The 26370-nt window shown below is 55.7% G+C and carries 26 protein-coding genes and 2 tRNA genes; 21 read left to right on the forward strand and 7 right to left on the reverse strand.

The window, feature by feature from the left end; all coding sequences use genetic code 11:
• The first annotated feature begins 12 nt into the window (after positions 1-12).
• The 15 genes from GS12_RS02880 to GS12_RS02945 all read left to right on the forward strand — a co-directional run bounded on the left by GS12_RS02880 (position 13) and on the right by GS12_RS02945 (position 15650).
• Positions 13-99: transfer RNA gene (locus tag GS12_RS02880), tRNA-Leu, on the forward strand.
• A gap of 59 nt (positions 100-158) precedes the next feature.
• Positions 159-235, forward strand: a tRNA-Met gene (locus GS12_RS02885).
• A gap of 215 nt (positions 236-450) precedes the next feature.
• Entirely contained in the window at positions 451-903 is a 453-nt protein-coding gene (rimP, locus tag GS12_RS02890; protein ID WP_034917247.1) for a ribosome maturation factor RimP, read from the forward strand.
• Positions 904-927: 24 nt separating this feature from the next.
• On the forward strand, positions 928-2433 hold the full coding sequence (gene nusA, locus GS12_RS02895; protein ID WP_034943698.1) for a transcription termination factor NusA: 1506 nt from the start codon (positions 928-930) through the stop codon (positions 2431-2433).
• Between the two features lie 24 nt (positions 2434-2457).
• The gene (gene infB / locus GS12_RS02900; protein WP_034943700.1) at positions 2458-5148 is read left to right on the forward strand and encodes a translation initiation factor IF-2; all 2691 of its coding nucleotides are present in this window, start codon (positions 2458-2460) and stop codon (positions 5146-5148) included.
• 68 nt (positions 5149-5216) lie between these two features.
• Positions 5217-5618 carry a 30S ribosome-binding factor RbfA gene (gene rbfA / locus GS12_RS02905; protein WP_034917242.1) on the forward strand — a complete coding sequence of 134 codons (402 nt, stop codon included), beginning with the start codon at positions 5217-5219 and terminating at the stop codon, positions 5616-5618.
• A complete protein-coding gene (gene truB, locus GS12_RS02910) occupies positions 5618-6586 on the forward strand; it encodes a tRNA pseudouridine(55) synthase TruB (protein ID WP_034943703.1) in 969 nt (322 codons plus the stop codon). Before rbfA ends, truB begins: the two co-directional genes overlap by 1 nt.
• An 83-nt stretch (positions 6587-6669) precedes the next feature.
• Positions 6670-6939, forward strand: a complete 270-nt coding sequence (gene rpsO / locus GS12_RS02915; RefSeq protein ID WP_034917235.1) for a 30S ribosomal protein S15 — start codon at positions 6670-6672, stop codon at positions 6937-6939.
• Positions 6940-7245: 306 nt separating this feature from the next.
• On the forward strand, positions 7246-9378 hold the full coding sequence (gene pnp / locus GS12_RS02920; RefSeq protein ID WP_034943706.1) for a polyribonucleotide nucleotidyltransferase: 2133 nt from the start codon (positions 7246-7248) through the stop codon (positions 9376-9378).
• Between the two features lie 123 nt (positions 9379-9501).
• Positions 9502-10386, forward strand: a complete 885-nt coding sequence (gene nlpI, locus GS12_RS02925) for a lipoprotein NlpI (protein WP_034943710.1) — start codon at positions 9502-9504, stop codon at positions 10384-10386.
• 104 nt (positions 10387-10490) lie between these two features.
• Positions 10491-10547 (forward strand): protein YrbN, encoded by a 57-nt coding sequence (gene yrbN, locus GS12_RS25265; protein WP_106382000.1) that lies wholly within the window; start codon positions 10491-10493, stop codon positions 10545-10547.
• Positions 10548-10563: 16 nt separating this feature from the next.
• Positions 10564-12438: a DEAD/DEAH family ATP-dependent RNA helicase gene (locus GS12_RS02930; RefSeq protein ID WP_034917228.1), complete on the forward strand. Its 1875-nt coding sequence runs from the start codon at positions 10564-10566 to the stop codon at positions 12436-12438.
• A gap of 160 nt (positions 12439-12598) precedes the next feature.
• A complete protein-coding gene (locus GS12_RS02935; protein ID WP_235421042.1) occupies positions 12599-13558 on the forward strand; it encodes an ROK family protein in 960 nt (319 codons plus the stop codon).
• A gap of 101 nt (positions 13559-13659) precedes the next feature.
• Positions 13660-14820, forward strand: a complete 1161-nt coding sequence (locus GS12_RS02940; protein WP_034943715.1) for an MFS transporter — start codon at positions 13660-13662, stop codon at positions 14818-14820.
• A 20-nt stretch (positions 14821-14840) separates the two neighbouring features.
• Positions 14841-15650 carry a Cof-type HAD-IIB family hydrolase gene (locus GS12_RS02945; protein ID WP_034917221.1) on the forward strand — a complete coding sequence of 270 codons (810 nt, stop codon included), beginning with the start codon at positions 14841-14843 and terminating at the stop codon, positions 15648-15650.
• 6 nt (positions 15651-15656) lie between these two features.
• On the opposite strand, the gene GS12_RS02950 is transcribed toward GS12_RS02945, so the two are convergent.
• The 3 genes from GS12_RS02950 to ubiU all read right to left on the reverse strand — a co-directional run bounded on the left by GS12_RS02950 (position 15657) and on the right by ubiU (position 18713).
• Complete coding sequence (locus tag GS12_RS02950; protein ID WP_034943719.1) at positions 15657-16670, reverse strand: luciferase-like monooxygenase; 1014 nt, start codon at positions 16668-16670, stop codon at positions 15657-15659.
• Between the two features lie 160 nt (positions 16671-16830).
• On the reverse strand, positions 16831-17709 hold the full coding sequence (locus tag GS12_RS02955; protein WP_152601339.1) for a U32 family peptidase: 879 nt from the start codon (positions 17707-17709) through the stop codon (positions 16831-16833).
• Between the two features lie 8 nt (positions 17710-17717).
• Positions 17718-18713, reverse strand: coding sequence for a ubiquinone anaerobic biosynthesis protein UbiU (ubiU, locus tag GS12_RS02960; RefSeq protein ID WP_034943725.1), 996 nt, complete (start codon positions 18711-18713; stop codon positions 17718-17720).
• Positions 18714-18918: 205 nt separating this feature from the next.
• Between ubiU and ubiT the strand changes: the two genes are divergently transcribed.
• Complete coding sequence (gene ubiT, locus GS12_RS02965; RefSeq protein ID WP_052118337.1) at positions 18919-19443, forward strand: ubiquinone anaerobic biosynthesis accessory factor UbiT; 525 nt, start codon at positions 18919-18921, stop codon at positions 19441-19443.
• Positions 19437-19940, forward strand: a complete 504-nt coding sequence (locus tag GS12_RS02970) for a GNAT family N-acetyltransferase (protein WP_034917211.1) — start codon at positions 19437-19439, stop codon at positions 19938-19940. Before ubiT ends, GS12_RS02970 begins: the two co-directional genes overlap by 7 nt.
• On the opposite strand, the gene GS12_RS02975 is transcribed toward GS12_RS02970, so the two are convergent.
• Positions 19927-20232 carry a GIY-YIG nuclease family protein gene (locus GS12_RS02975; protein WP_034917209.1) on the reverse strand — a complete coding sequence of 102 codons (306 nt, stop codon included), beginning with the start codon at positions 20230-20232 and terminating at the stop codon, positions 19927-19929. The two genes, GS12_RS02970 and GS12_RS02975, sit on opposite strands and share 14 nt — an antisense overlap.
• Before the next feature lie 97 nt (positions 20233-20329).
• Here GS12_RS02975 and GS12_RS02980 point away from each other — a divergent pair, with 97 nt between their 5' ends.
• On the forward strand, positions 20330-20770 hold the full coding sequence (locus GS12_RS02980; protein ID WP_034943727.1) for a YhbP family protein: 441 nt from the start codon (positions 20330-20332) through the stop codon (positions 20768-20770).
• A gap of 27 nt (positions 20771-20797) precedes the next feature.
• On the opposite strand, the gene GS12_RS02985 is transcribed toward GS12_RS02980, so the two are convergent.
• Entirely contained in the window at positions 20798-21319 is a 522-nt protein-coding gene (locus GS12_RS02985) for a type 1 glutamine amidotransferase domain-containing protein (RefSeq protein WP_034917206.1), read from the reverse strand.
• Between the two features lie 157 nt (positions 21320-21476).
• On the opposite strand from GS12_RS02985, the gene GS12_RS02990 reads away from it, so the two are divergent.
• Together GS12_RS02990 and GS12_RS02995 are read left to right on the forward strand one after the other, a co-directional pair.
• Positions 21477-22112, forward strand: coding sequence for an NAD-dependent epimerase/dehydratase family protein (locus GS12_RS02990; RefSeq protein ID WP_034917203.1), 636 nt, complete (start codon positions 21477-21479; stop codon positions 22110-22112).
• An 87-nt stretch (positions 22113-22199) separates the two neighbouring features.
• Entirely contained in the window at positions 22200-23234 is a 1035-nt protein-coding gene (locus tag GS12_RS02995) for a permease (protein WP_034943728.1), read from the forward strand.
• A 32-nt stretch (positions 23235-23266) separates the two neighbouring features.
• Here the strand turns inward: GS12_RS02995 and surE are convergent, their stop codons facing one another.
• On the reverse strand, positions 23267-24145 hold the full coding sequence (gene surE / locus GS12_RS03000) for a 5'/3'-nucleotidase SurE (protein ID WP_034943731.1): 879 nt from the start codon (positions 24143-24145) through the stop codon (positions 23267-23269).
• On the reverse strand, positions 24142-25455 hold the full coding sequence (locus tag GS12_RS03005) for an OprD family outer membrane porin (protein ID WP_034943733.1): 1314 nt from the start codon (positions 25453-25455) through the stop codon (positions 24142-24144). Before GS12_RS03005 ends, surE begins: the two co-directional genes overlap by 4 nt.
• Positions 25456-26013: 558 nt before the next feature.
• Between GS12_RS03005 and GS12_RS03010 the strand changes: the two genes are divergently transcribed.
• Positions 26014-26349 (forward strand): ASCH domain-containing protein, encoded by a 336-nt coding sequence (locus GS12_RS03010; RefSeq protein ID WP_034943735.1) that lies wholly within the window; start codon positions 26014-26016, stop codon positions 26347-26349.
• Positions 26350-26370: the final 21 nt, after the last annotated feature.

A 26370-nucleotide genomic window follows, 5' to 3' on the forward strand; every position in this document is an offset into this window, starting at 1 on the left:
GCAATCTTTAGTGCCGTGGTGGTGGAATTGGTAGACACGCTACCTTGAGGTGGTAGTGCCCGCATGGGCTTACGGGTTCAAGTCCCGTCCTCGGTACCAAATCTCAGTTTTGCTTGCATTTTCTGCAAGATCGGCGTAGTATTTGCCACGTTTTCGGACGCGGGGTGGAGCAGCCTGGTAGCTCGTCGGGCTCATAACCCGAAGGTCGTCGGTTCAAATCCGGCCCCCGCAACCACTTTCCCTTAGAGTTCTTTTTCAAATATACTGTATGCAGTATGCGGCACAGTTAGCTATAGTTGATTTTGAAAAAAATTCTTTTGGATTGTGCCGAACCGCCAGTGATGGCGTACAGGGTCCAGTCGCATTAAGCCCCGATTTATCGGGGTTTTTTGTTATCAGGAAACAGCATACTGGGCTATTAAGCCCTTTTTTTATGTCTTGGGGGTGGGATTGTCCACATTAGAGCAAAAATTAACAGCGTTGATTTCAGCACCGGTTGAAGCCTTGGGCTATGAACTGGTCGGTATCGAGTTTGTGCGCGGGCGCACTTCTACTCTGCGCATCTATATTGATAGTGAAAATGGCATCACTGTTGACGATTGTGCTGATGTTAGTCATCAGGTAAGCGCAGTATTTGATGTTGAAGATCCGATTACTGTTGCTTATAACCTTGAAGTCTCCTCGCCAGGCCTTGAGCGCCCTCTCTTCACTGCTGAGCACTATGCTCGTTTTATTGGCGAAGAAGTGAGCCTTGTGCTGCGTATGGCCGTTCAGAACCGCCGCAAATGGCAGGGAATCATTAAATCTGTTGAAGGTGAGATGATCACTGTAGCCGTTGAGGGTAAAGACGAAGTGTTCGCGCTGAGTAATATCCAGAAGGCGAACCTGGTCCCCCACTTTTAAACGTCCGGATTGAGGCATACCAGGATGAACAAAGAGATCTTAGCTGTAGTCGAGGCCGTATCTAACGAGAAGTCACTCCCGCGCGAGAAGATTTTTGAAGCGTTGGAGAGCGCGCTGGCCACGGCGACCAAGAAAAAATATGAGCAGGAAATTGACGTTCGCGTCAGCATCGATCGTAAAAGTGGTGATTTTGACACCTTCCGCCGCTGGGTTATTGTTGAAGAAGTGACCATGCCAACGCGTGAGATTACGCTGGAAGCGGCACGCTTTGAGGATGAATCCTTTAACGTTGGCGAGTTTGTTGAAGACCAGATCGAGTCTGTTACCTTTGACCGTATCACCACCCAGACCGCAAAACAGGTTATCGTGCAGAAAGTGCGCGAAGCCGAGCGCGCAATGGTTGTTGACCAGTTCCGTGAGAACCAGGGTGAAATTATCACCGGCGTGGTGAAAAAAGTTAACCGCGACAACATTTCCCTGGAAGTCCGTCCGGCTGACGGTTCGAACACCAGTGCGGAAGCGGTCATCATTCGTGAAGACATGCTGCCGCGCGAAAACTTCCGTCCGGGCGACCGTATTCGCGGCGTGCTTTACGACGTTCGTCCCGAAGCTCGCGGTGCGCAACTGTTCGTCAGCCGCTCTAAACCTGAGATGCTGATCGAACTTTTCCGCATTGAAGTGCCGGAAATCGGCGAAGAAGTGATTGAAATTAAAGCCGCCGCGCGCGATCCCGGCTCACGAGCTAAAATCGTGGTGAAAACCAACGACAAGCGTATCGATCCGGTCGGCGCCTGCGTAGGGATGCGCGGTGCGCGCGTTCAGGCGGTGTCCAGCGAACTGGGAGGCGAACGTATTGATATCGTGCTGTGGGACGATAACCCGGCTCAGTTCGTGATCAATGCGATGGCCCCGGCGGATGTCGCGTCTATCGTCGTGGATGAGGACAATCACACCATGGATATCGCCGTTGAAGCCGGCAACCTGGCTCAGGCGATTGGGCGTAACGGCCAGAACGTGCGTCTGGCTTCGCAGCTTAGCGGCTGGGAGCTGAACGTGATGACGGTTGACGACCTGCAAGCGAAGCATCAGGCTGAAGCCCATGCCGCCATCGACGTCTTTACCCGACACCTCGATATTGACGAGGAGTTTGCCACCGTTCTGGTTGAAGAGGGCTTCTCTTCGCTGGAAGAGCTGGCCTATGTGCCGATCAATGAACTGCTGCAAATCGACGGTCTGGATGAAGAGACGGTAGAAGCGCTGCGCGATCGGGCGAAAAATGCGTTAACCACCCTTGCGCTGGCGAAAGAAGAAAGCCTGGGCGACAACCAGCCGGCTGAAGATTTGCTAAACCTGGAAGGTCTTGATCGCGAGCTGGCATACAGGCTGGCTAAGATCGGCGTTTGCACGCTGGAAGATCTTGCCGAGCAGGGCGTTGACGACCTGACAGATATTGATGGCCTGAGCGATGAGCAGGCAGGCGAGCTGATTATGGCCGCACGTAATATCTGCTGGTTCGGCGACGACGCGTAATAAACTGTAGCAGGAAGGAACAGCATGACAGATGTAACCGTAAAATCGCTGGCCGCAGAAATTCAGACCCCGGTAGAACGCCTGGTACAGCAGTTTGCTGATGCAGGGATCCGTAAGTCTGAAACAGATTCTGTGACGCAGCATGAAAAAGAAACGCTCCTGAACCACCTGAACCGCGATCATAGCGGCGGTACGGGAAAACTGACTTTGCAGCGTAAAACGCGCAGCACCTTGAATATTCCCGGCACCGGGGGTAAAAGTAAATCCGTACAGATCGAAGTCCGCAAAAAGCGCACCTATGTGAAAGGCGATCCTGCCGAAGCCGCACAGGCGGAAGCAGAAGAGCAGGCGCAGCGTGAAGCGGAAGAACTGGCTCATCGCGAGGCTGAAGAAAAAGCCAAACGCGAAGCTCAAGAAAAAGCGAAACGTGAAGCCGAGGAGCACGCTAAACGTGAGGCCGCAGACAAGGCCAAACGTGCAGCAGCGGAAAAAGACAAAGTGAGCAATCAACATACCGACGAAACCATGAAGGCTTCGCAGTCCGACAAAGCCCGCCGTGAAGCAGAAGCCGCTGAACTGAAGCGTAAAGCTGAAGAAGAAGCGCGTCGTAAAATCGAAGAGAACGCGAAGCGCGTAGCGGAAGAAGCCCGCAAAATGGCCGAAGAGAAAGGCGAAGAGTGGGCGGCAGCGGAGAAAGTCGTTGAGGATACGTCTGACTATCACGTAACCACCTCAACCCATGCGCGCGCGGCCGAAGACGAAAACGATGCGCAGGTTGAAGGCGACCGCCGTACGCGCGCCGCGCGCCCTGCGAAAGCACCGCAGCGCAAGAAAGGCAATAAGCATTCGGAAGCGAAAACCGATCGCGAAGAAGCCCGTGCGCAGTTCCGCGGTGGCAAAGGCGGCAAGCGCAAGCCAAGTACGCTGCAACAGGGCTTCAACAAGCCTGCGCAGGCGGTCAACCGCGATGTGGTCATCGGCGAAACCGTTACCGTTGCCGAACTGGCTAACAAAATGGCGGTGAAAGGCTCTCAGGTCATCAAAGTGATGATGAAAATGGGCGCCATGGCCACCATTAATCAGGTTATCGATCAGGAAACCGCACAGCTGGTTGCCGAGGAGATGGGACACAAAGTGACCCTTCGCCGCGAGAACGAACTGGAAGAAGCGGTAATGAGCGATCGTGATACCGATGCGGCAATGGAATCTCGTGCGCCGGTCGTGACCATCATGGGCCACGTTGACCACGGTAAAACCTCGCTGCTGGATTACATTCGTTCCACCAAGGTTGCCTCCGGCGAAGCGGGCGGCATTACCCAGCACATCGGTGCTTACCACGTCGAAACCGATAACGGCATGGTGACGTTCCTTGATACCCCAGGTCACGCCGCGTTTACCGCTATGCGTGCTCGTGGTGCGCAGGCAACGGATATCGTTATTCTGGTTGTGGCTGCTGACGATGGCGTGATGCCTCAGACCATCGAAGCAATCCAGCACGCCAAAGCGGCGAAAGTGCCGGTTGTGGTTGCGGTGAACAAGGTCGATAAACCGGAAGCGGACCCGGACCGCGTTAAAAACGAACTGACTCAGTACGGTATCATCCCGGAAGAGTGGGGCGGCGAAAACATGTTCGTCAGCGTTTCAGCGAAAGCCGGAACGGGTATTGACGATCTGCTGAACGCTATCCTGCTACAGGCGGAAGTGCTTGAACTGACCGCAGTACGTCAGGGCATGGCGAGCGGCGTGGTCATTGAATCCTTCCTGGATAAAGGCCGCGGCCCGGTTGCTACCGTACTGGTGCGCGAAGGTACGCTGAATAAAGGCGACATCGTGCTGTGCGGCTTTGAATACGGCCGCGTTCGTGCCATGCGCGACGAACTGGGACGTGAAGTTCTGGAAGCCGGTCCGTCGATCCCCGTTGAGATCCTGGGCCTTTCAGGTGTGCCTGCCGCCGGTGACGAAGCAACCGTTGTGCGTGACGAGAAGAAAGCGCGCGAAGTGGCACTGTATCGTCAGGGCAAATTCCGCGAAGTTAAACTGGCGCGTCAGCAGAAATCTAAGCTGGAGAACATGTTTGCGAACATGACCGAAGGCGAAGTTTCCGAACTGAATATCGTGATGAAAGCAGACGTGCAGGGTTCAGTTGAAGCTATCGCTGACTCTCTCCAGAAACTCTCCACGGAAGAAGTTAAAGTTAAAATCGTCGGCTCCGGCGTGGGTGGCATCACCGAAACCGATGCCACGCTGGCTGCGGCGTCAAACGCTATCCTTATCGGCTTCAACGTACGTGCTGATGCTTCTGCCCGTCGCGTCATTGACGCTGAAAGCCTGGATCTGCGCTACTACTCCGTCATCTATAATCTGATTGATGAAGTGAAACAGGCGATGAGCGGTATGCTGGCGCCTGAATACAAACAGCAGATTATTGGCCTGGCTGAAGTGCGTGATGTCTTTAAATCACCGAAGTTCGGCGCTATTGCCGGCTGTATGGTGACCGAAGGTAATATTAAGCGTCACAATCCCATCCGCGTGCTGCGCGACAACGTGGTTATCTATGAAGGCGAACTGGAATCCCTGCGCCGCTTCAAAGATGACGTTAACGAAGTCCGCAACGGCATGGAGTGTGGTATCGGCGTCCGCAACTATAACGATGTGCGTCCTGGCGATATGATAGAAGTCTTTGAAATCATTGAAATCCAGCGTACTATCGCTTAACGGTCCCTTAAACGAGTGACCTGTTTGGGAGGCCATTGCGCCTCCCAAATTATTTGGAGAGTTCTATTATGGCGAAAGAATTTGGTCGCCCGCAGCGCGTTTCTCAGGAGCTGCAAAAAGAGATCGCAATTATTTTACAACGCGAGATCAAAGATCCGCGTCTGGGCATGATGGTAACCGTTTCCGGCGTTGATGTTTCTCGCGACCTGGCCTATGCCAAAGTGTTTGTGACCTTCCTGAACGACAAAGACGAAGAGGCAATCAAAGGCGGCCTGCGCGCGTTAGGCGATGCTTCTGGCTACATCCGTAGCCTGCTGGGTAAAGCGATGCGCCTGCGTATCGTGCCTGAGCTGACCTTTTTCTACGACAACTCTCTGGTCGAGGGGATGCGGATGTCCAACCTTGTCACTAACGTGGTGAGAAGCGACGCTGAGCGTCGTGGTTCTGCGGAAGAAGACCAGGAGGAGTAATGAGTCGCCCACGTCGTCGCGGACGCGATATTCATGGCGTGCTGCTGCTGGATAAACCGGCGGGTCTTTCCAGCAACGACGCGCTGCAAAAGGTGAAACGCCTGTACAACGCGAATCGGGCCGGTCATACCGGCGCGCTGGATCCGCTGGCTACCGGCATGCTGCCAATTTGCCTTGGCGAAGCCACCAAGTTTTCACAATACCTGCTTGATTCGGACAAGCGCTATCGCGTGATTGCGCGTCTTGGCGAGCGCACCGATACCTCAGACGCGGATGGTCAGATTATCAGTGCGCGTCCCGTAAACGTCACCCAGGCGCAGCTCGACGCGGCGCTGGAAAGCTTTCGCGGCGAAACGCAACAGGTGCCGTCGATGTATTCAGCGCTGAAATATCAGGGCCGCAAGCTCTATGAATATGCGCGTGAAGGCATCGAGGTTCCCCGCGAATCGCGCAGCATCACGGTCTATGACCTGAAGCTGATTCGCTGGGAAGGCACGGAGCTGGAGCTGGAAATACACTGCTCCAAAGGCACCTACATCCGCACCATTACTGACGATCTGGGTGAGCTGCTTGGCTGTGGCGCGCACGTTATCTACCTGCGGCGCTTGCAGGTAGCGACCTATCCGCTAAACCGGATGGTGACGCTGGAGCAGCTGAACGCGTTGCTCGAAGAGTCCACCGTTGCCGGGAAAGCAGCGGCAGATCTGCTCGATCCGTTGCTGATGCCCATGGACAGCCCGGCTGCGGCTTATCCGGAAGTGAACCTGATGAGTTCGGTGGCGGCCTGGTTCAAACAGGGCCAGCCCGTGCAGGCGGCCTCGGCTCCGGCTTCAGGGCGCGTTCGCGTTACGGAAGGGGAAGCGCGTAAATTCATTGGCATGGCTGAAATTGCCGATGACGGTCGCGTTGCGCCAAAAAGACTGGTGGTTGAATATTCTGAACCGCCGTTTGCGAAAGCGGCAGGCTAAGAGTAGAATAGCGCGGCTTTACCATTGGGTTGCTGAATTAGAGATCGGCACCTGTACATTTATCTTAAAATTGGAGTTGTAATATGTCTCTAAGTGTTGAAGCTAAAGCGCAGATCGTTGCTGATTACGGTCGTGATGCAAATGACAGTGGTTCTACCGAAGTGCAGGTTGCTCTGCTGACTGCGCAGATTAATCACCTTCAGGGTCACTTCTCTGAGCACAAAAAAGATCACCACAGCCGTCGCGGCCTGCTGCGTATGGTTTCTCAGCGTCGTAAACTGCTGGATTACCTGAAGCGTAAAGATGTTGCACGCTACACCAGCCTGATCGAGCGTCTGGGTCTGCGTCGCTAAGATCTTAAAACCCGCCTGCCGTATTTAGCCTCACTTAAGGCTTCAGGGTGGCAGACGGGTTGGTCACTGCGAGTTTTGCTAAAGAAGGAGCCTTAAGGCTCCTTTTTTCCGATAAGCGGCAGCAATCCAGCGCAAACTAATGTATTGTTAACAGGTGCGATCTTTCAGTTGCAGCGTTTCGCGCGGCTATTGAGAAACCTTATTTTCTGCGGGGATATGAGGTTTGTCATTAGTCGCGAGGATGCAATGAAAGATTATAGATTGACGGCGGAGTCAGTACTCCGCTAACACGTTAAGGACACAATTTTGCTGAATCCGATCGTAAAAAAATTCCAGTATGGTCAGCATACTGTCACGCTTGAGACGGGCATGATGGCTCGTCAGGCAACGGCAGCCGTCATGGTAAGCATGGACGATACCGCCGTATTCGTTACCGTTGTAGGTCAGAAAAAAGCGAAGCCAGGTCAGGACTTTTTCCCGCTGACCGTTAACTACCAGGAGCGTACCTACGCCGCTGGCCGCATCCCTGGCAGCTTCTTCCGTCGTGAAGGCCGTCCAAGCGAAGGCGAAACGCTGACCTCACGTCTGATTGACCGCCCGGTGCGTCCACTGTTCCCGGAAGGCTTCGTTAACGAAGTGCAGGTTATCGCGACCGTCGTTTCCGTTAACCCACAGGTGAATCCTGATATCGTTGCTATGATCGGCGCCTCTGCCGCGCTGAGCCTTTCCGGTATGCCTTTCAATGGCCCTATCGGCGCCGCGCGCGTAGGCTATATTAACGATCAGTATGTGCTGAACCCCACCACCGACGAGCTGAAAGAGAGCAAGCTGGACCTGGTGGTCGCCGGTACGCAGGGCGCGGTATTGATGGTTGAATCAGAAGCTGAACTGCTGAGCGAAGATCAGATGCTGGGCGCAGTGGTATTTGGTCATGAGCAGCAGCAGATTATTATTGAGCAGATCAACGCGCTGGTCGCCGAAGCGGGCAAGCCACGTTGGGACTGGAAACCAGAAGCTGTCAACGAAACGTTACACTCACGCATTGCTGCACTGGGCGAGTCCCGCCTCAGCGACGCTTACCGAATTACCGAAAAGCAGGAGCGCTACGCGCAGGTTGACGTCATCAAGTCAGACGTTGTGGCTGCATTGAAAGCTGAAGACGAAAGCCTGGATGAAGGCGAAATCGGCGATATTCTGCACAGTCTGGAAAAAGACGTGGTGCGCAGCCGCATCCTGCGCGGTGAGCCGCGTATCGATGGACGTGAAAAAGACATGATCCGCGGTCTGGACGTGCGCACTGGCGTACTGCCACGCACTCACGGTTCCGCGCTGTTTACCCGTGGTGAAACACAGGCGCTGGTAACGGCCACGCTGGGAACGACGCGTGACGCGCAGAACCTTGATGAACTGATGGGCGAACGCACCGACAACTTCCTGTTCCACTACAACTTCCCTCCGTACTCTGTGGGTGAAACCGGCATGGTCGGATCGCCGAAGCGCCGTGAAATCGGTCACGGTCGTCTGGCGAAGCGCGGCATGCTGGCAGTGATGCCAAAAGCCGATACCTTCCCGTACACCGTGCGCGTGGTGTCTGAGATCACCGAATCGAACGGCTCCTCATCAATGGCTTCCGTTTGCGGCGCGTCACTGGCATTAATGGATGCGGGCGTACCGATCAAAGCCGCCGTTGCGGGTATCGCTATGGGCCTGGTGAAAGAGGGTGAGAACTTTGTGGTGCTGTCCGATATCCTGGGTGATGAAGATCACCTTGGCGACATGGACTTCAAAGTAGCCGGTAGCCGCGAAGGGATTACCGCGCTGCAAATGGACATTAAAATTGAAGGCATCACCCGCGAAATCATGCAGGTTGCGCTGAATCAGGCTAAAGGTGCGCGTCTGCACATCCTTGGCGTGATGGAACAGGCTATCAGCACGCCGCGCGGCGATATCTCTCAGTTTGCTCCACGCATTCACACCATCAAGATCAGTCCGGACAAGATCAAAGACGTGATCGGTAAAGGCGGTTCCGTTATTCGTGCGCTGACTGAAGAGACCGGCACCACCATCGAAATTGAAGATGATGGCACGGTTAAAATCGCAGCGACGGATGGTGAAAAAGCGAAATATGCGATTCGTCGTATCGAAGAGATCACCGCTGAAATCGAAGTGGGTCGCATCTACAACGGTAAAGTGACGCGTATTGTGGACTTCGGCGCGTTCGTCGCGATTGGCGGCGGCAAAGAAGGCCTGGTTCACATTTCTCAGATCGCCGACAAGCGTGTTGAGAAGGTGACCGACTATCTGCAAATGGGTCAGGAAGTGCCGGTGAAAGTACTGGAAGTTGATCGTCAGGGCCGTGTGCGCCTGAGCATCAAAGAAGCCACTGCGCAGGCCGAGCCTGAAGCGACGGCTGAGACGCCAGCGCCGGAAGCCGAGTAACGACAGACCGTTAAGCTCTCCATTTTTTGGAGAGCTGTTTCATCGCGAGGGCAGGACGACACCTTGTGCATGGCAGGCGGATGAAAGGACATTCATCCCATTGTTTGTATTCGGGAGTGGGAAATGAAGCCTTTTTTGCGCTGGTGTCTTGTTGCTACAGCTTTGACGCTGGCAGGATGCAGCAACCCGAACTGGCGCGAAAGCGATGTACTGGCGGTTCCGTTGCAGCCTACGCTGCAACAGGAAGTCATTTTGGCACGTATGGAACAAATACTTGCCAGTCGTGCCCTGAGCGATGATGAACGCGCACAGCTATTATATGAGCGCGGAGTGTTGTATGATAGTTTGGGTTTGCGGGCCCTGGCGCGAAATGATTTTTCACAAGCGCTGGCCATCAGACCTGATATGCCTGAAGTATTCAATTACTTAGGCATTTATTTAACGCAGGCAGGCAATTTTGATGCTGCCTATGAAGCGTTCGATTCTGTACTTGAGCTTGATCCAACTTACAATTACGCGCACTTAAACCGCGGTATCGCCTTGTATTATGGCGGACGGTTTAAACTGGCGCAGGATGATCTGCTGGCGTTTTATCAAGACGATCCTAACGATCCTTTCCGCAGCCTGTGGCTCTATCTCGATGAACGAGAAATGGATGCCGACAAGGCAAAAGTGGCGTTGAAACAGCGCTACGATCGTGCGGAAAAAGATCAATGGGGATGGAATATTGTCGATTTCTACCTGGGCAACATCAGCGAAGGTAAGCTGATGGAGAGTCTCAAGGCGGATGCAACGGATAACACCTCGCTCGCTGAACATCTCAGTGAAACCAACTTCTATTTAGGTAAACATTACCTAAGTCTGGGGGAGAAGGACAACGCAGAAGCGTTGTTCAAGCTGACGGTCGCTAACAATGTCCACAACTTTGTTGAGCACCGGTATGCATTGTTGGAGCTGGCGCTTCTTGGCCAGACACAAGACGATTTATCAGAATCTGACCAGCAATAGCTGACGAACTTTTATTGCCCTTTTTTCGCGCATGTCATCATCCTGCCGGGTGAGGGCTTTCGTGTTCGTCAAAACCACTAATTTGAGCCGGTTCACACTTTTTGATGAAAATGACTGAATGTTTTCACGACGAGTTATGTAGACTGGCCGCCGCAATCTAAGAGGCACGTGTACTACATGACTGATATTGAAACCACTTTTGCTGACCTTGGCCTGAACGACGCCATCCTCGAATCACTGAACGGTATGGGCTACGTGAAGCCTTCTCCGATCCAGGCAGAGTGTATCCCACATCTGCTGGCGGGCCGCGATGTGCTGGGTATGGCGCAGACCGGGAGCGGCAAAACCGCAGCGTTTTCGCTGCCGCTGCTGCACAACATTGACAGCAACCTGAAAGCACCCCAAATCCTGGTGCTGGCGCCAACTCGCGAGCTGGCTGTTCAGGTCGCCGAAGCCGTCACCGAATTCGCTAAACACATGCGTGGTCTGAACGTGGTGGCCCTTTACGGCGGCCAGCGTTATGACGTACAGCTGCGCGCACTGCGCCAGGGTCCACAGGTTGTTGTGGGCACGCCGGGCCGTCTGCTCGATCACCTGAAACGCGGCACGCTGGATCTTTCCAACCTGCGCGGCCTGGTGCTGGATGAAGCAGACGAAATGCTGCGCATGGGCTTCATCGAAGACGTTGAAACCATCATGGCGCAGATCCCAGCCGATCATCAGACCGCGCTGTTCTCTGCGACTATGCCGGAAGCGATCCGTCGTATTACCAAACGCTTTATGAATGATCCGCAGGAAGTACGGATCCAGTCGAGCCTGACCACGCGCCCTGACATCAGCCAGAGCTACTGGACCGCCTACGGTCGTAAGACCGATGCGCTGACGCGTTTCCTTGAGTCAGAAGATTTCGACGCAGCGATCATCTTCGTGCGTACCAAAAATGCCACGCTGGAAGTAGCTGAAGCGCTGGAGCGCAGCGGTTATAACAGCGCCGCGCTGAACGGCGACATGAACCAGGCACTGCGTGAGCAGACGCTGGAACGCCTGAAAGACGGCCGCCTGGATATCCTGATTGCCACCGACGTCGCCGCTCGCGGTCTGGACGTTGAGCGCATCAGCCTTGTTGTGAACTATGACATCCCGATGGATGCAGAGTCTTACGTTCACCGTATCGGCCGTACGGGTCGTGCAGGCCGTGCAGGTCGCGCGCTGCTGTTTGTTGAAAACCGCGAGCGCCGTCTGCTGCGTAACATTGAACGCACCATGAAGCTGACCATTCCTGAAGTTGAGCTGCCAAACGCAGAGCTGCTGGGCGAGCGTCGCCTGACCCGCTTTGCTGCGAAAGTACAGCAGCAGCTGGAAAGCAGCGATCTGGATATGTATCGCGCGCTGCTGTCCAGGCTTCAGCCGGAAGCCGAGCTGGATATGGAAACGCTGGCCGCCGCGCTGCTGAAAATGGCGCAGGGCGAACGCCCTCTGATCGTGCCAGCGGATCCGGCTCCGCGTCCGCGTCGTGAATTCCGCGAACGTGACGACCGTCGTGATGAACGCCGTGGCGACCGCGCCGAGCGTGGGCCACGTGAAAACCGCGAAGGCGGCGATCGTCCACGTCGTGAACGTCGTGACGTTGGCGATATGGAAGTTTACCGTATTGAAGTGGGCCGTGATGATGGTGTTGAAGTTCGTCATATCGTTGGCGCTATTGCTAACGAAGGCGATATCAGCAGCCGCTACATCGGCAACATCAAGATGTTCGGTACGCACTCTACCATCGAGTTGCCGAAAGGCATGCCGGGTGAAATCCTGCAACACTTCACCCGCACGCGTATTCTGAACAAGCCGATGAATATGCAGCTGATTGGTGATGCGCAGCCTCGCGACGGCGAACGCCGTGGCAGCGGCCCGGCTCGCGGTGCGGGTCGTGGCGATCGTCCTGAAGGCGCTCGTCGCTTCAGCAACGATCGTGGCGGCGAACGTCGCGGCGGTGGCTTTAATCGCGAAGGCGGCCCGCGTCGTCGTGAAGATGGTCCCGTGCGTCGTCGCGACGCCTAAACGTACATCTTCCTGATCCCGATAAGCCGGTCACCTGACCGGCTTTTTTTTGCCTGTAATCTGGCTGCCGATGCCAGCAAACCTTGTGGTAAATTAAATCCCATCATCAACCAGCCAGTGAGGCGATATGCGTTTTCCCATCACCCGCACGACGCGAGAAATGAAAAAGAATAACGTCGTTATGGTCAGCGACGTGCTTAAAGCGTTGGGTTCGGCGACGAAAGCAGAGGTGGCGCTGCAAACCGGTTTGAGCGTGGCAACCTGCGGTACGGTGCTGAACGCGCTGCACCACTCAGGCGAGGCGATTGTCATTGAGGCAGAGCCGTCGCGTGGCGGGCGTCCGGCGCTGCGCTACGCCTGCAACCCTGACTACTTCTCCCTGCTGAGCCTCTATGCGGAAGGCGATGATCACGCCGCAACGTTGGTCTGGTCCGTCTCGTCGGCGACCGGCGATCTCCTGGCGCAGGGCGAAGAAGCCTTTCAGACGCAGACGCTGGAATGGTTTTATCAGCAGGTTGATGAGATCCTGCAAGCGCATCCTAACGTGCAGGCGCTCGGTGTGGGTTTGCCCGGCGTTGTGGCGGAAGGCGTGGTTCTCTCGTGTGACATCAGCCTGTTTAACGACGTGCCGATTATGCGGCATCTTCAGGAGCGGTTCGGCTTGTATGTGCAAACTGACAATGACATGAACTATATCGCCTGGGGCTTCTACCGCAGTAGCTGCGCGGGCGTTACGGCTCCGGTCGCTTACATCCATAAGCCTGCCGTTCCCTGCACCGGCTGCGGCATTGTGGTTAACGGGCAGGTACTTCAGGGCGCCAGCTACTTTGCCGGTGAAGTGAGCAATCTGCCCGGCCTGGCCGGTCAATCGCTGGTTGATGAAATGGCAACGATCGTGGTTTCGCTGGTAGCCATCATCAACCCGGTGACGGTTGCGCTGACCGGCCCTAATCTGAACGACACGTTACTGCCTGAGATCGCCCGGCGCTGCGCCGGGACTCTCCCTCTGCGCCATATTCCACGGCTGATTTATCGTCCCTCTGCGCGTCAGGACTATCTCCAGGGCATAGCCGAGCTGACCAGCCAGGAATTTATCCGACACCGCCTGTTCAGCGATTAAACGCCATAACATTTGCGCCATCGCCTTGACGGCAGCGATGAATGCACTTAACTTATTAAAAGTATTTTAATAACTATTCTGACTGCAAGAAGGAGCAAGGCATGGCGCAAAGTGCCGCTGAGATACGCGTTGATACCCCGGCAAATCGCATGGCGACACGGGCGACCTTTTTTGTTACCGGCATGGCGATGGGGCTATGGGCGGCACTGGTACCTTTTGCACAGCAGCGTACGGGCGCGGAGGCCAACCAGCTCGGGCTGCTTCTGCTTTGCCTCGGAGCAGGATCGCTGCTCTCGATGTCTGGCTCCGGCCCGCTGATTGGCCGACTGGGCTGTCGGGCCGTGATTATCATCTCGGTCACGCTGTACATTCTGATGCTGCCGCTGCTGGCAACGCTGAACGATCTCTGGCTGCTGGGCGGCAGCCTGTTTCTGTTTGGTATGGGTATCGGTCTGACCGATGTGGCAATGAATGTGCAGGGATCGATCATTGAACAGGCGGCCGATAAGCCGCTGATGTCGGGTTTCCATTGCCTGTGGAGCGTCGGCGGCATCGCGGGCGCGGGCGGCGGCGCGCTGCTGTTCAGCGTGGGGCTCACGCCGTTGACCAGCACATTCTGCGCGATGGCGGCGACCGCAGTCGTTCTCGGCATTTCATACCGCTCGCTGCTCACCGTTGGCAATCAGGAGAAGAAGGGCGAAAAGCGCGGTGGCAAACCCGATTTTTACCTGATCCTGATCGCCCTGATGACGCTGTTGTGCTTTATGGCGGAAGGCGCGGTCATTGACTGGAGCGGTGTCTTTATGCACCAGCAGCGCGGTATGGACGTGGCACGCGCCGGATGGGGGTTCGCGGTGTTCTCACTGATGATGTCGCTGATGCGTCTGACCGGCGATGCCGTGGTACAGCGCCTGGGACGCAAGCGGATACTGGTGATGGGCGGCCTGTTGGGCACAATCGGCTATTCGATGGTGGTGCTGCTGCCGGGATGGGTCTTTTCGCTGGTCGGCTTTGCGCTGATCGGCATCGGTGCCGCTAATATCGTGCCGGTGCTGATCACCCTGGCGGGCCAGCAAAAAAGTATGCCGGTCAATATGTCGGTGGCGCTGGTAACGGCAGTGGGCTATCTGGGCGTGCTGGGCGGCCCGGCGCTGCTCGGCTGGGTCGCGCACTACGCCAGCCTCTACGTTGCTTTTTCGTTTCTTATCGTCGGCTTTTTGATCATTACTCTCGGCGCATTAAAACTGCGCTATTCACGCTGATCATAGTTAATGGAGTGCTCATGAGCATAAAACTTATCGCCACCGACATGGACGGCACCTTTCTTGATGGCAACCATCAGTACAACCGCAGCCGTTTTCGGGAGCAGTATCAGCAGATGCAGCAGCGAGGAATCAAGTTCGTGGTGGCCAGCGGCAATCAGTATTACCAGCTCAAAAGCTTCTTCGATGATATTGATGTAGATATTGCCTACGTTGCAGAAAACGGTGCTTATCTGGTCGATAAACAACAGGAGCTGTACTGCGGCGAAATATCAACCGGGCAGGTGCAACAGGTAACGTTGTGTCTGGACCAGACCGAAGGTATCGAAACGGTTATCTGCGGCGCAGAAAGCGCGTATCTGCTTGATAGCTGTTCTGAGCGTTTTTTTAACATTATGCAACGCTATTATCATCGGCTGCGCAAGGTCAGTGATTACGGGCAAATCAGCGACAGGATATTCAAATTCGCGCTGGGCTACCGGGAAGATGACGTGGGGCCGCTGATGGCAGAGCTTGACGGCAGGCTGACAGGGATCGTAACGCCGGTATCAAGCGGTCACGGCTCGGTGGATTTGATCATCCCTGGCAACCACAAAGCAAACGGCCTGAAAAAGATCCAGCAAATTTACGGTATCAGAGACGACGAAGTGCTGGCCTTTGGCGACGGCGGCAACGATCTGGAGATGCTGCGTCAGGCGGGATACGGCTTTGCGATGGACAATGCGTCGCCCGCGGCGAAGGCGGCGGCAAAATACCGCGCGCCTGGTAACGGTGAGCAGGGCGTATTGCAGATCATTGACGACTGTCTGGCCGGTCGTCATCCGTTCTGAAAACGTTTAGTCCTGAAGCGACTGATGCGCCTCCATGGCCAGCGAGAAGGAATGCAGGCGCGCTTCCCGATCGAAGATCTGTCCGTTGACCATGACTTCATCCGCCTGCGTTTCGCGGATCAATGCGGCAAGCCCGTGACGGACTTTCTCTTTATCGCCCACAATCGACATGCTCAGCGCCTGCTGTACGCCATACTGCTCTGAAGGCGACCACAGGCTTTCCATATTCTCAACCGGCGCGGGCAGCGGGCCAGGCATGCCGCGACGCAGATTGATAAACTGCTGCTGCATGGAGGTAAACAGGAAGCGGGCGTCGCGCTCGCTGTCGGCAGCAACAATATTGATGCATACCATCGCATGCGGTTTTTGCAGCCGGGCCGACGGTTTAAAGTTTTCGCGATAAAGGTGCAGCGCCTGAAGCAGCATATCCGGCGCGAAGTGCGAGGCGAAGGCGAAAGGCAGGCCGAGTTGCGCAGAGAGTTGCGCGCTGTACAGGCTGGAGCCCAGCAGCCAGACCGGGATCTTCAGTCCCAAACCCGGCACGGGCTGTACCGCAGGACGCGCGTCGTCTTCCGCATCAAACCAGTTCAGCAACTCCTGTACGTCGCCGGGAAAATTATCAACATGGCTGCTCATATGGCGGCGCAGCGCCATCATGGTGCGCTGATCCGAACCGGGCGCGCGGCCCAGTCCTAAATCGATACGGTCAGGATAGAGCGAGGCGAGGGTGCCAAACTGTTCGGCGATCACTAACGGCGCGTGGTTAGGCAGCATCACGCCGCCGGAGCCGAGTCGCAGCGTTTGCGTGTTGGCCGCCAGGTAACCAATCAGCACGGAGGTCGCCGCGCTGGCGATACCGGTCATGTTGTGATGTTCCGCCAGCCAGTAGCGGTTATACCCCAGCTTTTCACACTGCCGGGCCAGCGCCAGCGACGCGTGGAAGGCATCGCGGGCGGTTGCGCCCTGCGGGACAGGCGCCAGGTCGAGGACTGACAAGGGTACGTTTCTGGTCTCAGACATCGTCGCTCACTTATTCGTAATCAGGGAATACCACAGCTTAAGCGATCGCATTCCGGGAATATTGGCAGTTTGCAGCACTTTACGCACAGACAAGCTCACAACGAAGTATTGTCGATAATGCCTGATATGGAAATGAAAGCGGGCGCACGGCCCGCATTGATTAGCTTACCAGCGCCAGCCCCGCGACCTGTCGCCAGTAGCCGTTGCACTGCTGACCGTTTTCCAGCACCAGTGGATACTTACCCGTTTCGTTAGCACGGAACTGGTCGATGAGCATCAGCGTCTCTTTGCCCTGGGGCGACAGACGCACGATATCCACCAGCCCCTGCATAGAAATCAGATCGTTACCGAGGTTGTAGCAATATCCGCTCATGGTCTGGATGCCGTTGAGGACAAACACCTGCTGATCCTCCTGTGAGCGCAGCGCTCTGCCCAGCGGATAGTTAATGCAGCAGGTCTGGCAATCATCCTTACCGCGATTTTCCGCCCGCGCGGTAAAGCAGCGTGCCGATAAGGCCAGCGGCAAATAGCCATAGCTCAACACCTCTACCTCAAACTGCTGGCGAATGCCTAATGTTTCGCACTGCTTCAGCAGGTTTACCAGCCAGTCGCGCGACAGCTCCACCGGCATGCACCAGCGCGTCATGCCCATTTTCACCAGCCTGCGCAGCGTAACGGCGTTGTAGCAGTTCAGTGCATGGCCGGCAACAAAAGGCAGGCCCGCTTCGGCGGCCATATTCACCGTACCGAGATCGTTCGCCTCAATCAAAAAGTCGCCGTTATCGACATAGCGCTTCAGCTCGCCCAGTTCCGACGGCGACTGCACCAGCGCCAGCGTGCTGAGCGCAACCTGCTTACCGGCTCCCGCCAGCGCTTTTGCCATGGCCAGCCAGTCGCCGACCCTGGTGGCGCGACGCTTGCTGCACACGGCCTCGCCCAGATAGACGATGTCCGCAGAACTCTGTGCTGCCGCCTGGTAAAAATCTTCCAGCGTCTCTTTCGGCCAGTACCAGAGCACCGGGCCCAATGAATATTGCATACGATCTCCTACTGCCATTTACGGTGGTACGCGCCCAGCGTGGTCTGGGTGCCTTCGCTGAGCGCGCTGAGCGCCGTCATCCAGTTTTGCTGCGCGGTAAAACCTTCCGGGTTTGCTTTACAGCTATCGATGGCCTGACGCCAGATGCGCGCCACCTGCGCCACATAGGCCGGGCTGCGCTGACGGCCTTCGATTTTCACCGAGGCGATATTGGCGGCGAGCAGCTCCGGCAGCAGCGCCAGCGTGTTCAGGCTGGTCGGTTCCTCAAGGGCGTGATAGCGCGTGTCTTCTACCTTGTAGCGCCCTTTGCACAGCGTTGGATAACCGGCGTTTTCATTGGCATCGTAGCGATCGATCAGCACCTCGTTCAGGCGCGACTCCAGCCCGGCAGGCGTCTGCTGCCAGCGAACAAAACGCGCGGGTGAGCAGGCGCCGACGGTATTTGGTGATTCGCCGGTCAGGTATGAAGAGAGATAGCAGCGCCCTTCAGCCATAATGCAGAGGCTGCCAAAGGCGAACACCTCCAGCGGAACGGTGGTGGCGCGCGCCAGCTGCCGTACCTGATGAATTGACAACACGCGCGGCAGCACCACGCGGGCCACCTCAAAATTACGCTGATAGAAGCGGACCGCTTCGGCGTTGGTGGCGGAAGCCTGCACCGAAACATGGCGCTCGATGTGCGGGTAGCGCTCGGCAGCGTATTCCAGCATGGCGATATCGGCAAGGATCAGCGCATCAACGCCCGCGTTGGCGGCCATATCCACCGCGCGCTCCCAGCGGTCGTAGCCGTCAGGATGGGCGAAGGTATTAATGGCAACGTGCAGTTTACGTTTATGCTGATGAACGTAGCGCGCCGCCTCGACCAGACGTTTCTCGGTGAAATTAAGACCGGCGAAATGGCGGGCGTTGGTGTCATCTTTCAGCCCGATATAGACGGCGTCGGCGCCGTTCTCAATGGCGGCCTTCAGCGCGGGGAGATTCCCCGCGGGGCAGAGCAGTTCCATAGACATTTTCCGAACAAACAGAAGAACCGTCGAGTGTAGACAGGCTCATCAGAGCACGTTTTGATTTAAGGCAGCTAATGGGTTAATGATGGGAAAGGATGTGCTGAAAAAAGGGCCGCCTTCGCACTGTTTGTTGATCCAGCCGCCGGACGCATTATTTCAATGTGGCAAAATAGGCGGAATTTTCCCAACAGGAGCGCTCGCTGTGTTCAATTCGTTATGTGCGAAATTTGTCAAAAATGGCCCAAAAGTTCTGCGATTTACCCTAGAGTTTGCGCCTTTTTCGCTGAAAAAACAGTGCCTGCAACAATTATTGAGCTGGCAATTTAATTATGCTCTGGCTGAAGGTGAGTTAGACTTCCTTGAGGGACGCTGGTTAGGTGTTGAAATTCGCGATCTGGGGCTGCGTTGGTCAACGACGGTTGAGTCAGGAAAACTGCGGGTTGCCGAAGGACACCAGGCGGACGTCTGGTTTCGCGGCGATGCGAACGACTTACTGTTGGTTGCCGCACGACGACAGGATCCCGATACGCTGTTTTTTCAGCGTCGACTGGTGATTGAAGGGGATACCGAACTGGGCCTTGAAGTAAAAAATCTGATGGATGCGATTGAGCTTGAACACATGCCGGCGCCGTTGCGATGTGGACTTATGCAACTGGCCGATCTGGTAGAAACGGGACTGACTGAGGACGCGAATTCCCCGGAGGGGCGCGCAGGTGCATCATGTTAATTCGTAGTGAGATTGGAGTGGATGCTGCGGGCATCGACACGCTCTTACGCCGCTGTTTCGACACCGGTAAAGAGGCCGACCTGGTCACGCAGCTTCGTGAGGACGGGCTGCTGACGCTGGGGATGGTCGCCACCGATGACGAAGGCCAGGTGCTGGGCTATGCCGCGTTCAGTCCGGTGACGCTGAACGGTGAAGACAACCAGTGGGTGGGTCTGGCGCCGCTGGCGGTCGATGAAAGCGTACGTAGTCAGGGCATTGCCAGGCAGTTGGTTTATGAAGGGCTGGATACGCTGAATGAATTCGGCTATGCGGCGGTAGTGGTGATGGGCGATCCGGCGTGGTTCGGCCCGCTGGGCTTCGAGCCTGCCGCACGTCATCAGCTCCACTGCCGTTTTCCTGGCGCAGAGGCCGCTTTTCAGGTTTACAAACTCGCCGATGGCGCCTTCAGCGACGCAGAAGGGCAGATCGATTTTGCCCGGCCCTTTACCGGCGCTTAAGCGCTGCCAGCCACGCGCTCAGGCAGGCGGGCTGGTGGGCAACCAGCCTGATCTTGTCGTCCCGCTTAAGCTGTTTAACCTGATACTCCAGCTTCGACGCGCTGGCGCGATCGCCCGCCTCGCAGTCAAACAGCAGCGCCAGCGGGCCTTTACCACGCAGCGCACGGGCGCCCTTGCCAGACTGATGCTGTAGAAACCGCCGCGCTACGTTGTTGGTGATACCGGTGTAGAGCGCGCCGCTGGCGGTTTGTATAATATAAAGACGCCACCCCGTGGCTTCACTGTTTTGCATCGGTTGCACTTTATGACATGTTAAACGGGTACAGGCGGATTTTACCCGTTTCCGACGCGCAGGAAAGCTCCGATGAAGCCGCTAACAGGAAAGTTAAATGTCTGAAGAAGCCTCTCTTGACGCCATCAGCCGCTATCTGAAAAAGCAGCACGTGCTTTCCGTCTGCGGCGGCGATCCGCTCTGGTGTGCCAACTGTTTTTATGTTTTCGATGCGCAAAGGGTGGCCTTCTGGCTGATGACCGACACCGACACGCGCCACGGCGAACAGATGCTGAAGCACGCGCAGGTGGCCGGAACCGTGAGCGGCCAGCCGAAATCGGTAATGCTGATCAAAGGCGTGCAGTACGCCGGACGTATCAGCCTGCTGGAAGGTGACGCGGCGCAGGTGGCGCGGCAGGCCTATATCCGGCGCTTTCCGGTTGCGCTCAAGGCTTCTGCGCCGCTGTGGGAGATCCGGCTCAGCGAACTGAAAATGACCGATAACACCCTGGGATTTGGCAGCAAGCTGCGCTGGGCGCGGGAAAAGGACAAAGAATAAGCCGGACAGGCCGGCTTTTTTTATCGATCAGAGTGTTTCAAGAATACGCAACGATTCCCGATTGAAAGCAGGCAAATCGTCAGGCGTGCGGCTGGTAACCAGTTTGTCGTTATCAACCACCACTTCTTTATCGTAGTAGTCCGCCCCGGCATTTTTCAAATCGACCGCAATGGCTTTGACGGTGGTCATCTTGCGTCCGCGAACGGCGTTAGCGCTGATCAACAACTGAGGCCCGTGGCAGATGGCAAACACCGGCTTCCCCAGGGCAACAAAATCTTTCGTGAAGTTCACAAAGCGATCGTCACTACGCAGACTGTCCGGAGAGTGTCCGCCCGGCAGCAGCAGCGCGTCAAAATCAGCGGCCTGAACGTCATCAATATTTTTATCGATGGTCACCGTCGCTTTTCCCTGCTTGCCCGTTACGGTATTTCCTGCTTTTTTCTCAATGGTGACCACTTGATGGCCCGCTTTGGTATAGGCTTCAGCAGGTGAAGTAAATTCTGAGTCCTCAAATTCGTCGGTGATCAGTACCGCAATCTTCTTGCTCATTGTTTCCTCCGGTTGTTCTGTCTGGCAATGCCATTAAGTGTGGTTGGTCATTCTGAAAAAGCAAGGAAGCACCGGTGAGTAAGCAGAATTTCACCGATCGGATTGGCATATTCTGTTGTGTGTTTATCAGCGTCATCAGTCATATAAGGAGAGAACGATGAGTCGCGTATTGATTACCGGTGCCACCGGTCTGATCGGCCGCCACCTGCTGCGCAGGCTGATTGCTGAACCTTCCGTCTCGGAAATTATTGCGCTCACCCGACGCAAACTGCCGGAAATGGATAAAGTGACCAACCTGGTTGAAGCCGACCTGACCGACCTTCTCCGTCCGTTAAAAACGCCGCTGGATATGGCCTTTTGCTGCCTGGGAAGCACAATGCGTGAGGCCGGGAGCAGAGAAGCCTTTATTCACGTTGATTATACGCTGGTGGTGGATACGGCCATCGCCAGCCAGCGACTCGGCGCAAAGCATCTGCTGGTGGTCAGCGCGCACGGCGCCAGTTCCCGATCGCCGTTTTTTTATAATCGGGTGAAGGGAAAAATGGAGGAGACGCTACGACAGAAACAGTGGCCACGGCTGACGCTGATCCGCCCGTCGCTGCTGCTGGGCGAGCGGGGCAGAAAGCGTGGCGCAGAGTCGCTGTTCGCCCCGCTGTTTAAGGTTCTGCCGGGAAACTGGCGCGCGGTAGCCGCTGATGACGTGGCGGCGGTGATGATGCGCGAAGCGTTTTCCGCCAGCAGCCGTCGCGTTACCGTCATTGAATCTGGCGAGATACCGCGTAGCGTTCCCTGAAATGCAGGGTGGATCAAGCTACCACAACAACTTTATGAGTAATATGGTGGTCTGTCGGGCGTGGCCTGCATTTTTTGGATCATAGCAATGTCTCACTTTTCTTCTTCGCGTACTTCTTCTTTTGCCGTATGGAAACCTCTCCTGTTTGTGGCGGTTGCCGTTATCGGCCTGTGGTGGGTTAAATGGCAGCCGTACTACTTTAAAGCATTTCTTGCGGCGGATACGCACAGCATCGGTAAATCCATCCTGGCCGGTGAGGCCGCTGACCCGCTTCAGGCTGCCTGGGCCTATGCGCAGATTTACTTTCTCGCGGTGTGGAAAGCGGCAGTGCTGGGCGTGATTCTGGGATCGCTGGTGCAGGTGCTGATCCCGGTCAACTGGCTGCAACGCACGCTGGGCCAGCCGCGCTTTGCGGGAACGCTGTTCGGTACGCTGTTTTCACTGCCGGGCATGATGTGCACCTGTTGCGCCGCGCCGGTGGCGGCAGGAATGCGAAAGTCGTCCGCATCGGTTGGCGGTACGCTGGCCTTCTGGCTGGGTAACCCGCTGCTTAACCCGGCCACGCTTATCTTTATGGGCTTTGTGCTCGGCTGGCAGTTTGCTGCTGTCCGGCTGCTGGCGGGCCTGGCGATGGTCATCGGCATCGCGCTGATTGTGCAAAAGCTCACGCCGGTTGAGGCCGCGACCAACGTGGTGCCGCTGGTCAATCGGGCCGACGACAGGCCTTTTCTGCGTCGCTGGATACGCGCGCTGTGGACGCTGTTCTGGAATACCATCCCGCTTTATATCCTTGCGGTGTTGCTGTTGGGCGCGGCGCGGGTATGGCTTTTTCCCCATGCAGAAGGCGCGGTGAGTAATACGCTGTTCTGGGTGATTGCTATGGCGATTGCGGGCTGCCTGTTTGTGATCCCGACGGCGGCGGAAATCCCCATTGTGCAGACGATGATGCTGGCTGGCATGGGCACCGCGCCGGCGCTGGCGCTGTTGATGACGCTACCCGCGGTAAGCGTGCCTTCGCTGATTATGCTGCACGGCGCGCTGCCGTCGCGTTCGCTATGGCTGACCGGCGGACTGGTTGCGCTGAGCGGCGCTGTTGTGGGTGCCATCGCGCTGCTGTTCTGACCCGCCGCCGTTCTGGGCGGCGGGCCAGTCGATTATTTAAACAGCGTCCGGTATTGCGCCTCAAACTGAGGCGCATTCCATTCACCATCAAAAATCGTCCAGGTGATGTAACCCTTATTGAGCCAGCCGGTATCGGTATCCGCCTCGCTCGGCGTGAGGATTTTCTCGCTCATGATCTGCTGAGCGCGTCCATCCTTCAGCAGCTTATAATAGTGCTGCGGTTCAGGAAACTGCTCATTATCGATATATTTCAATCCCTTAATGTCTGCCTTTGCTAAGGCCGGATAGTTAATGCTTAAACCCGAACCGCCTGGCAGCACGCTCTGCCCCGGCTGCCATTTGCCGTTGAGGGTTTCAACCAGCGAAACCACATAGTCCACCGCATCCGGCCAGTATTTATGCGTACTCGGCCAGCCCGCCTTCATTTCCTCCTCGCTGATGATATAACCAATGCTGGCAGCAATGGCCGGATAACCGTAACGCACCGCTCTGGCGGCAGCGCCTATGGTGCCTGAATTGAGCTGCGCAACGCCGGTATTCGGGCCATCGTTGACGCCGGAGAGCACCAGGTCAGGCGGGTTGTCCTTCAGCACGCCCAGCAGGCCGAAATCAACCGCGTCCGCTGGCGTGCCCGGAAAGCAGAATCGCTTGTCGGCCACTTTTTCAACGTTAAATATTTTGTTGGGCTTAAAGGTGATGGCTGAGCCGATGCCGCTCTGGTTGGTGGACGGCGCCACCATCCAGACGTCAAACCCTTTGGCCGCCAGCTTCTCCTGTAGTGAGGTGGTGCCGACGGACTGACAGCCGTCATCATTAACGATAAGAATGCGCATTGCGCGCTCCGCCGCCTGCGCGCCGGAGGAGAGAAGGCAAAGCGCTGCCAGCGTGGTAGTGAGATATTTTTTCATCATATTGCTCCCTGATTGCTGTTTCCAAACCGATATTCAATGGCCACCGTGCCGCCTACGCCTTTGGCGCGATGGAAAGTACGCTTATCTTCCGTCAGCCACGGCTTGCCGTTCAGCATCTTCCAGCTGTAGCTGGGGCCGAAGCCGGCAAACAGATTGAGGTTATCAATGGCTTCCGGCGACCAGGAGAAGAAGCCGCCAAACTCCCACTCTTTCAGCGCCACGCCCTGATATTTCGCATCCCAACCGTAGTTGCCAAAAATGCCATATTTAAACGCGGGCGTGAGCTGATGCTGTGCCCAGGCGTAGACCATCTGTTCACCGTCGTTAACATAATCATTGCCTTCGCCGTCGGCAGCGCTGTTAATAAAGCCGCGGGTATTTTTACCTAAATGCCAGTAAAAATGGCCCAGCCCGTTTTTAAGCGGCGCCTTCGTTGTTGACCAGCCCACGCCGGACTCGACGTTTTTATGCTGATAACCGGTCAACAGAAAAAGATGCCGGGCGGTATCGGTAAATCCACGCGTGCCTTCCCAGTTGTCCAGGCCCTGATTGAGGTATCCCGCGCCGCGTAATATAAGATGCGAGTCGGCATTAAGCGGCAGGCGCGCAGCGGCTTCAATACCCTGGCGGCGCAGATAGTTTTGGCTTTGCCCGAAGGCGTAGCGGATATAATTACCTGTAGACGGGTTCCAGCTCACGTCGCCGGTGGCGATATAGTCAATGGGCTTGTTCGATTGCAGCGTGAAAAAGCGTTTCTTTTCCGGTTCATCGCGCTCGGAGAAGCGCGTTACCCATGCGCCGTTGAGCGCGAACGTATCCCAGCCGGTTTCGGCGCTGATGCCCTCCCAGGTATCAGGTATGGCGCGGCCACGGGTAATGTTGATCATGCCAACCTTACTGAGCTGCTTCCAGCCGGCATAGAGCCTGGCGTAGCGATCGTTATCACCCCATCGCGCTTTGCCGTACAGCTGGCCGACCTTACTCAGGCCTTCTGCGTGGCCGTTGTTATCGCGCACCAAATCCCTGCCGGCGAAGCTTCTGTTAGCGTAGAGTTTGGTAACGTTATACCAGGACGCATCAACGCCCAGCGTGTCGGCGAGCCAGCCGCTGCGGTAGTTGAGGTGCAGACCCTGCGCCCAGGCATTTTGTGTCCCGACGTCGTGCTCAGAAAGTGAATCTGACGTATTCAGCATCCATACGTTGCGCAGCGTAATATCATATTCACTGTCTGTAAAAAACGCGTTTATTTCCGATGCGCCAGCGGTTCCGGCAATAAATAAGAGAGGTAAAGAGCAGATTTTCCCGATCATTATAACTTTCCCTGATTGGTGTTTTAAATAATAACGTCGACATTTTCAATGGAGAAAATGTTATCTGATAGTTTCTGATTGATATCAGTATGATAAATATTGACGCTTTTGAACGAGATTGAACCTTTCTCCTTATTTAGTTGAAGAAATGAAGTTATTTAATGAAGTCATGTCGATATGTTCGACCAGGGAAGCCTACAGGGCGGGGAAGGAGTAATCCAGTATTAATCTATGCGTGAATTCAAAATTGTGATCCAATTAACTCTGGAAGAGATATATTAAGTTATGTGTTTCATCTGTTAATTACTTATTTATTTAACAGGCTTTGGTAATTATTACCTGCCGTGTAATATCATGAGCATAAGAGTTCAGTAATAGTGTGTCACACCGGAAAGAGTTTCCTGGCAGATGGCGTTAACGCTGTACTATCCACACCCGATCCTGCCTTCTCCGTCTTTTTGGAGACCACGAAGGATATCGGAAGGTGATACAGAACTCGCGCTGGATAATATCGTGAACGGGCACAGTGAGAACCGTTGTCTGAATGTGGAGGACAGAGTGCAGAGCCTGAAAATTGTTCCCCGCCTTATTCCCGAGGTGCGTGCAGGCAGTAAAACGCACACCATACGCTGGTGTGAACGGGTAATTACGCCGGGGCCGATGCTTTATATCAATACAGAAGATGTGACAGACAGGGTTGAAGTGCTGGTGACCGGCGTCAGCAGGATGCCCTTGTCAGCGGTTGCGGATTATCTGGGGAAAGCGGAAGAGTGGCCGGATGCGGTTTTACTCGCCGGAATGCGTGAGCATTACCCTGATATCAACATGGTTTCCGGGGTTGAGGTGATACATCATCTTCCGCCATCAGCCGGAGGTGATGACCGGAAGAAATAACCCCGTTTCATAGCTGGGTAG

The organism is Erwinia oleae (genome assembly GCF_000770305.1).
In the GTDB taxonomy this organism is placed as follows: domain Bacteria; phylum Pseudomonadota; class Gammaproteobacteria; order Enterobacterales; family Enterobacteriaceae; genus Erwinia; species Erwinia oleae.

Bases quoted from the DNA above. Each gene is read 5' to 3' on its own strand.
- nusA (WP_034943698.1), top strand. From the start codon at position 928: ATGAACAAAGAGATCTTAGCTGTAGTCGAGGCCGTATCTAACGAGAAG.
- infB (WP_034943700.1), top strand. From the start codon at position 2,458: ATGACAGATGTAACCGTAAAATCGCTGGCCGCAGAAATTCAGACCCCG.
- rbfA (WP_034917242.1), top strand. From the start codon at position 5,217: ATGGCGAAAGAATTTGGTCGCCCGCAGCGCGTTTCTCAGGAGCTGCAA.
- truB (WP_034943703.1), top strand. From the start codon at position 5,618: ATGAGTCGCCCACGTCGTCGCGGACGCGATATTCATGGCGTGCTGCTG.
- rpsO (WP_034917235.1), top strand. From the start codon at position 6,670: ATGTCTCTAAGTGTTGAAGCTAAAGCGCAGATCGTTGCTGATTACGGT.
- nlpI (WP_034943710.1), top strand. From the start codon at position 9,502: ATGAAGCCTTTTTTGCGCTGGTGTCTTGTTGCTACAGCTTTGACGCTG.
- GS12_RS02930 (WP_034917228.1), top strand. From the start codon at position 10,564: ATGACTGATATTGAAACCACTTTTGCTGACCTTGGCCTGAACGACGCC.
- GS12_RS02935 (WP_235421042.1), top strand. From the start codon at position 12,599: ATGAAAAAGAATAACGTCGTTATGGTCAGCGACGTGCTTAAAGCGTTG.
- GS12_RS02940 (WP_034943715.1), top strand. From the start codon at position 13,660: ATGGCGCAAAGTGCCGCTGAGATACGCGTTGATACCCCGGCAAATCGC.
- GS12_RS02945 (WP_034917221.1), top strand. From the start codon at position 14,841: ATGAGCATAAAACTTATCGCCACCGACATGGACGGCACCTTTCTTGAT.
- GS12_RS02950 (WP_034943719.1), bottom strand. From the start codon at position 16,670: ATGTCTGAGACCAGAAACGTACCCTTGTCAGTCCTCGACCTGGCGCCT.
- GS12_RS02955 (WP_152601339.1), bottom strand. From the start codon at position 17,709: ATGCAATATTCATTGGGCCCGGTGCTCTGGTACTGGCCGAAAGAGACG.
- ubiU (WP_034943725.1), bottom strand. From the start codon at position 18,713: ATGGAACTGCTCTGCCCCGCGGGGAATCTCCCCGCGCTGAAGGCCGCC.
- GS12_RS02970 (WP_034917211.1), top strand. From the start codon at position 19,437: ATGTTAATTCGTAGTGAGATTGGAGTGGATGCTGCGGGCATCGACACG.
- GS12_RS02975 (WP_034917209.1), bottom strand. From the start codon at position 20,232: ATGCAAAACAGTGAAGCCACGGGGTGGCGTCTTTATATTATACAAACC.
- GS12_RS02980 (WP_034943727.1), top strand. From the start codon at position 20,330: ATGTCTGAAGAAGCCTCTCTTGACGCCATCAGCCGCTATCTGAAAAAG.
- GS12_RS02985 (WP_034917206.1), bottom strand. From the start codon at position 21,319: ATGAGCAAGAAGATTGCGGTACTGATCACCGACGAATTTGAGGACTCA.
- GS12_RS02990 (WP_034917203.1), top strand. From the start codon at position 21,477: ATGAGTCGCGTATTGATTACCGGTGCCACCGGTCTGATCGGCCGCCAC.
- GS12_RS02995 (WP_034943728.1), top strand. From the start codon at position 22,200: ATGTCTCACTTTTCTTCTTCGCGTACTTCTTCTTTTGCCGTATGGAAA.
- surE (WP_034943731.1), bottom strand. From the start codon at position 24,145: ATGATGAAAAAATATCTCACTACCACGCTGGCAGCGCTTTGCCTTCTC.
- GS12_RS03005 (WP_034943733.1), bottom strand. From the start codon at position 25,455: ATGATCGGGAAAATCTGCTCTTTACCTCTCTTATTTATTGCCGGAACC.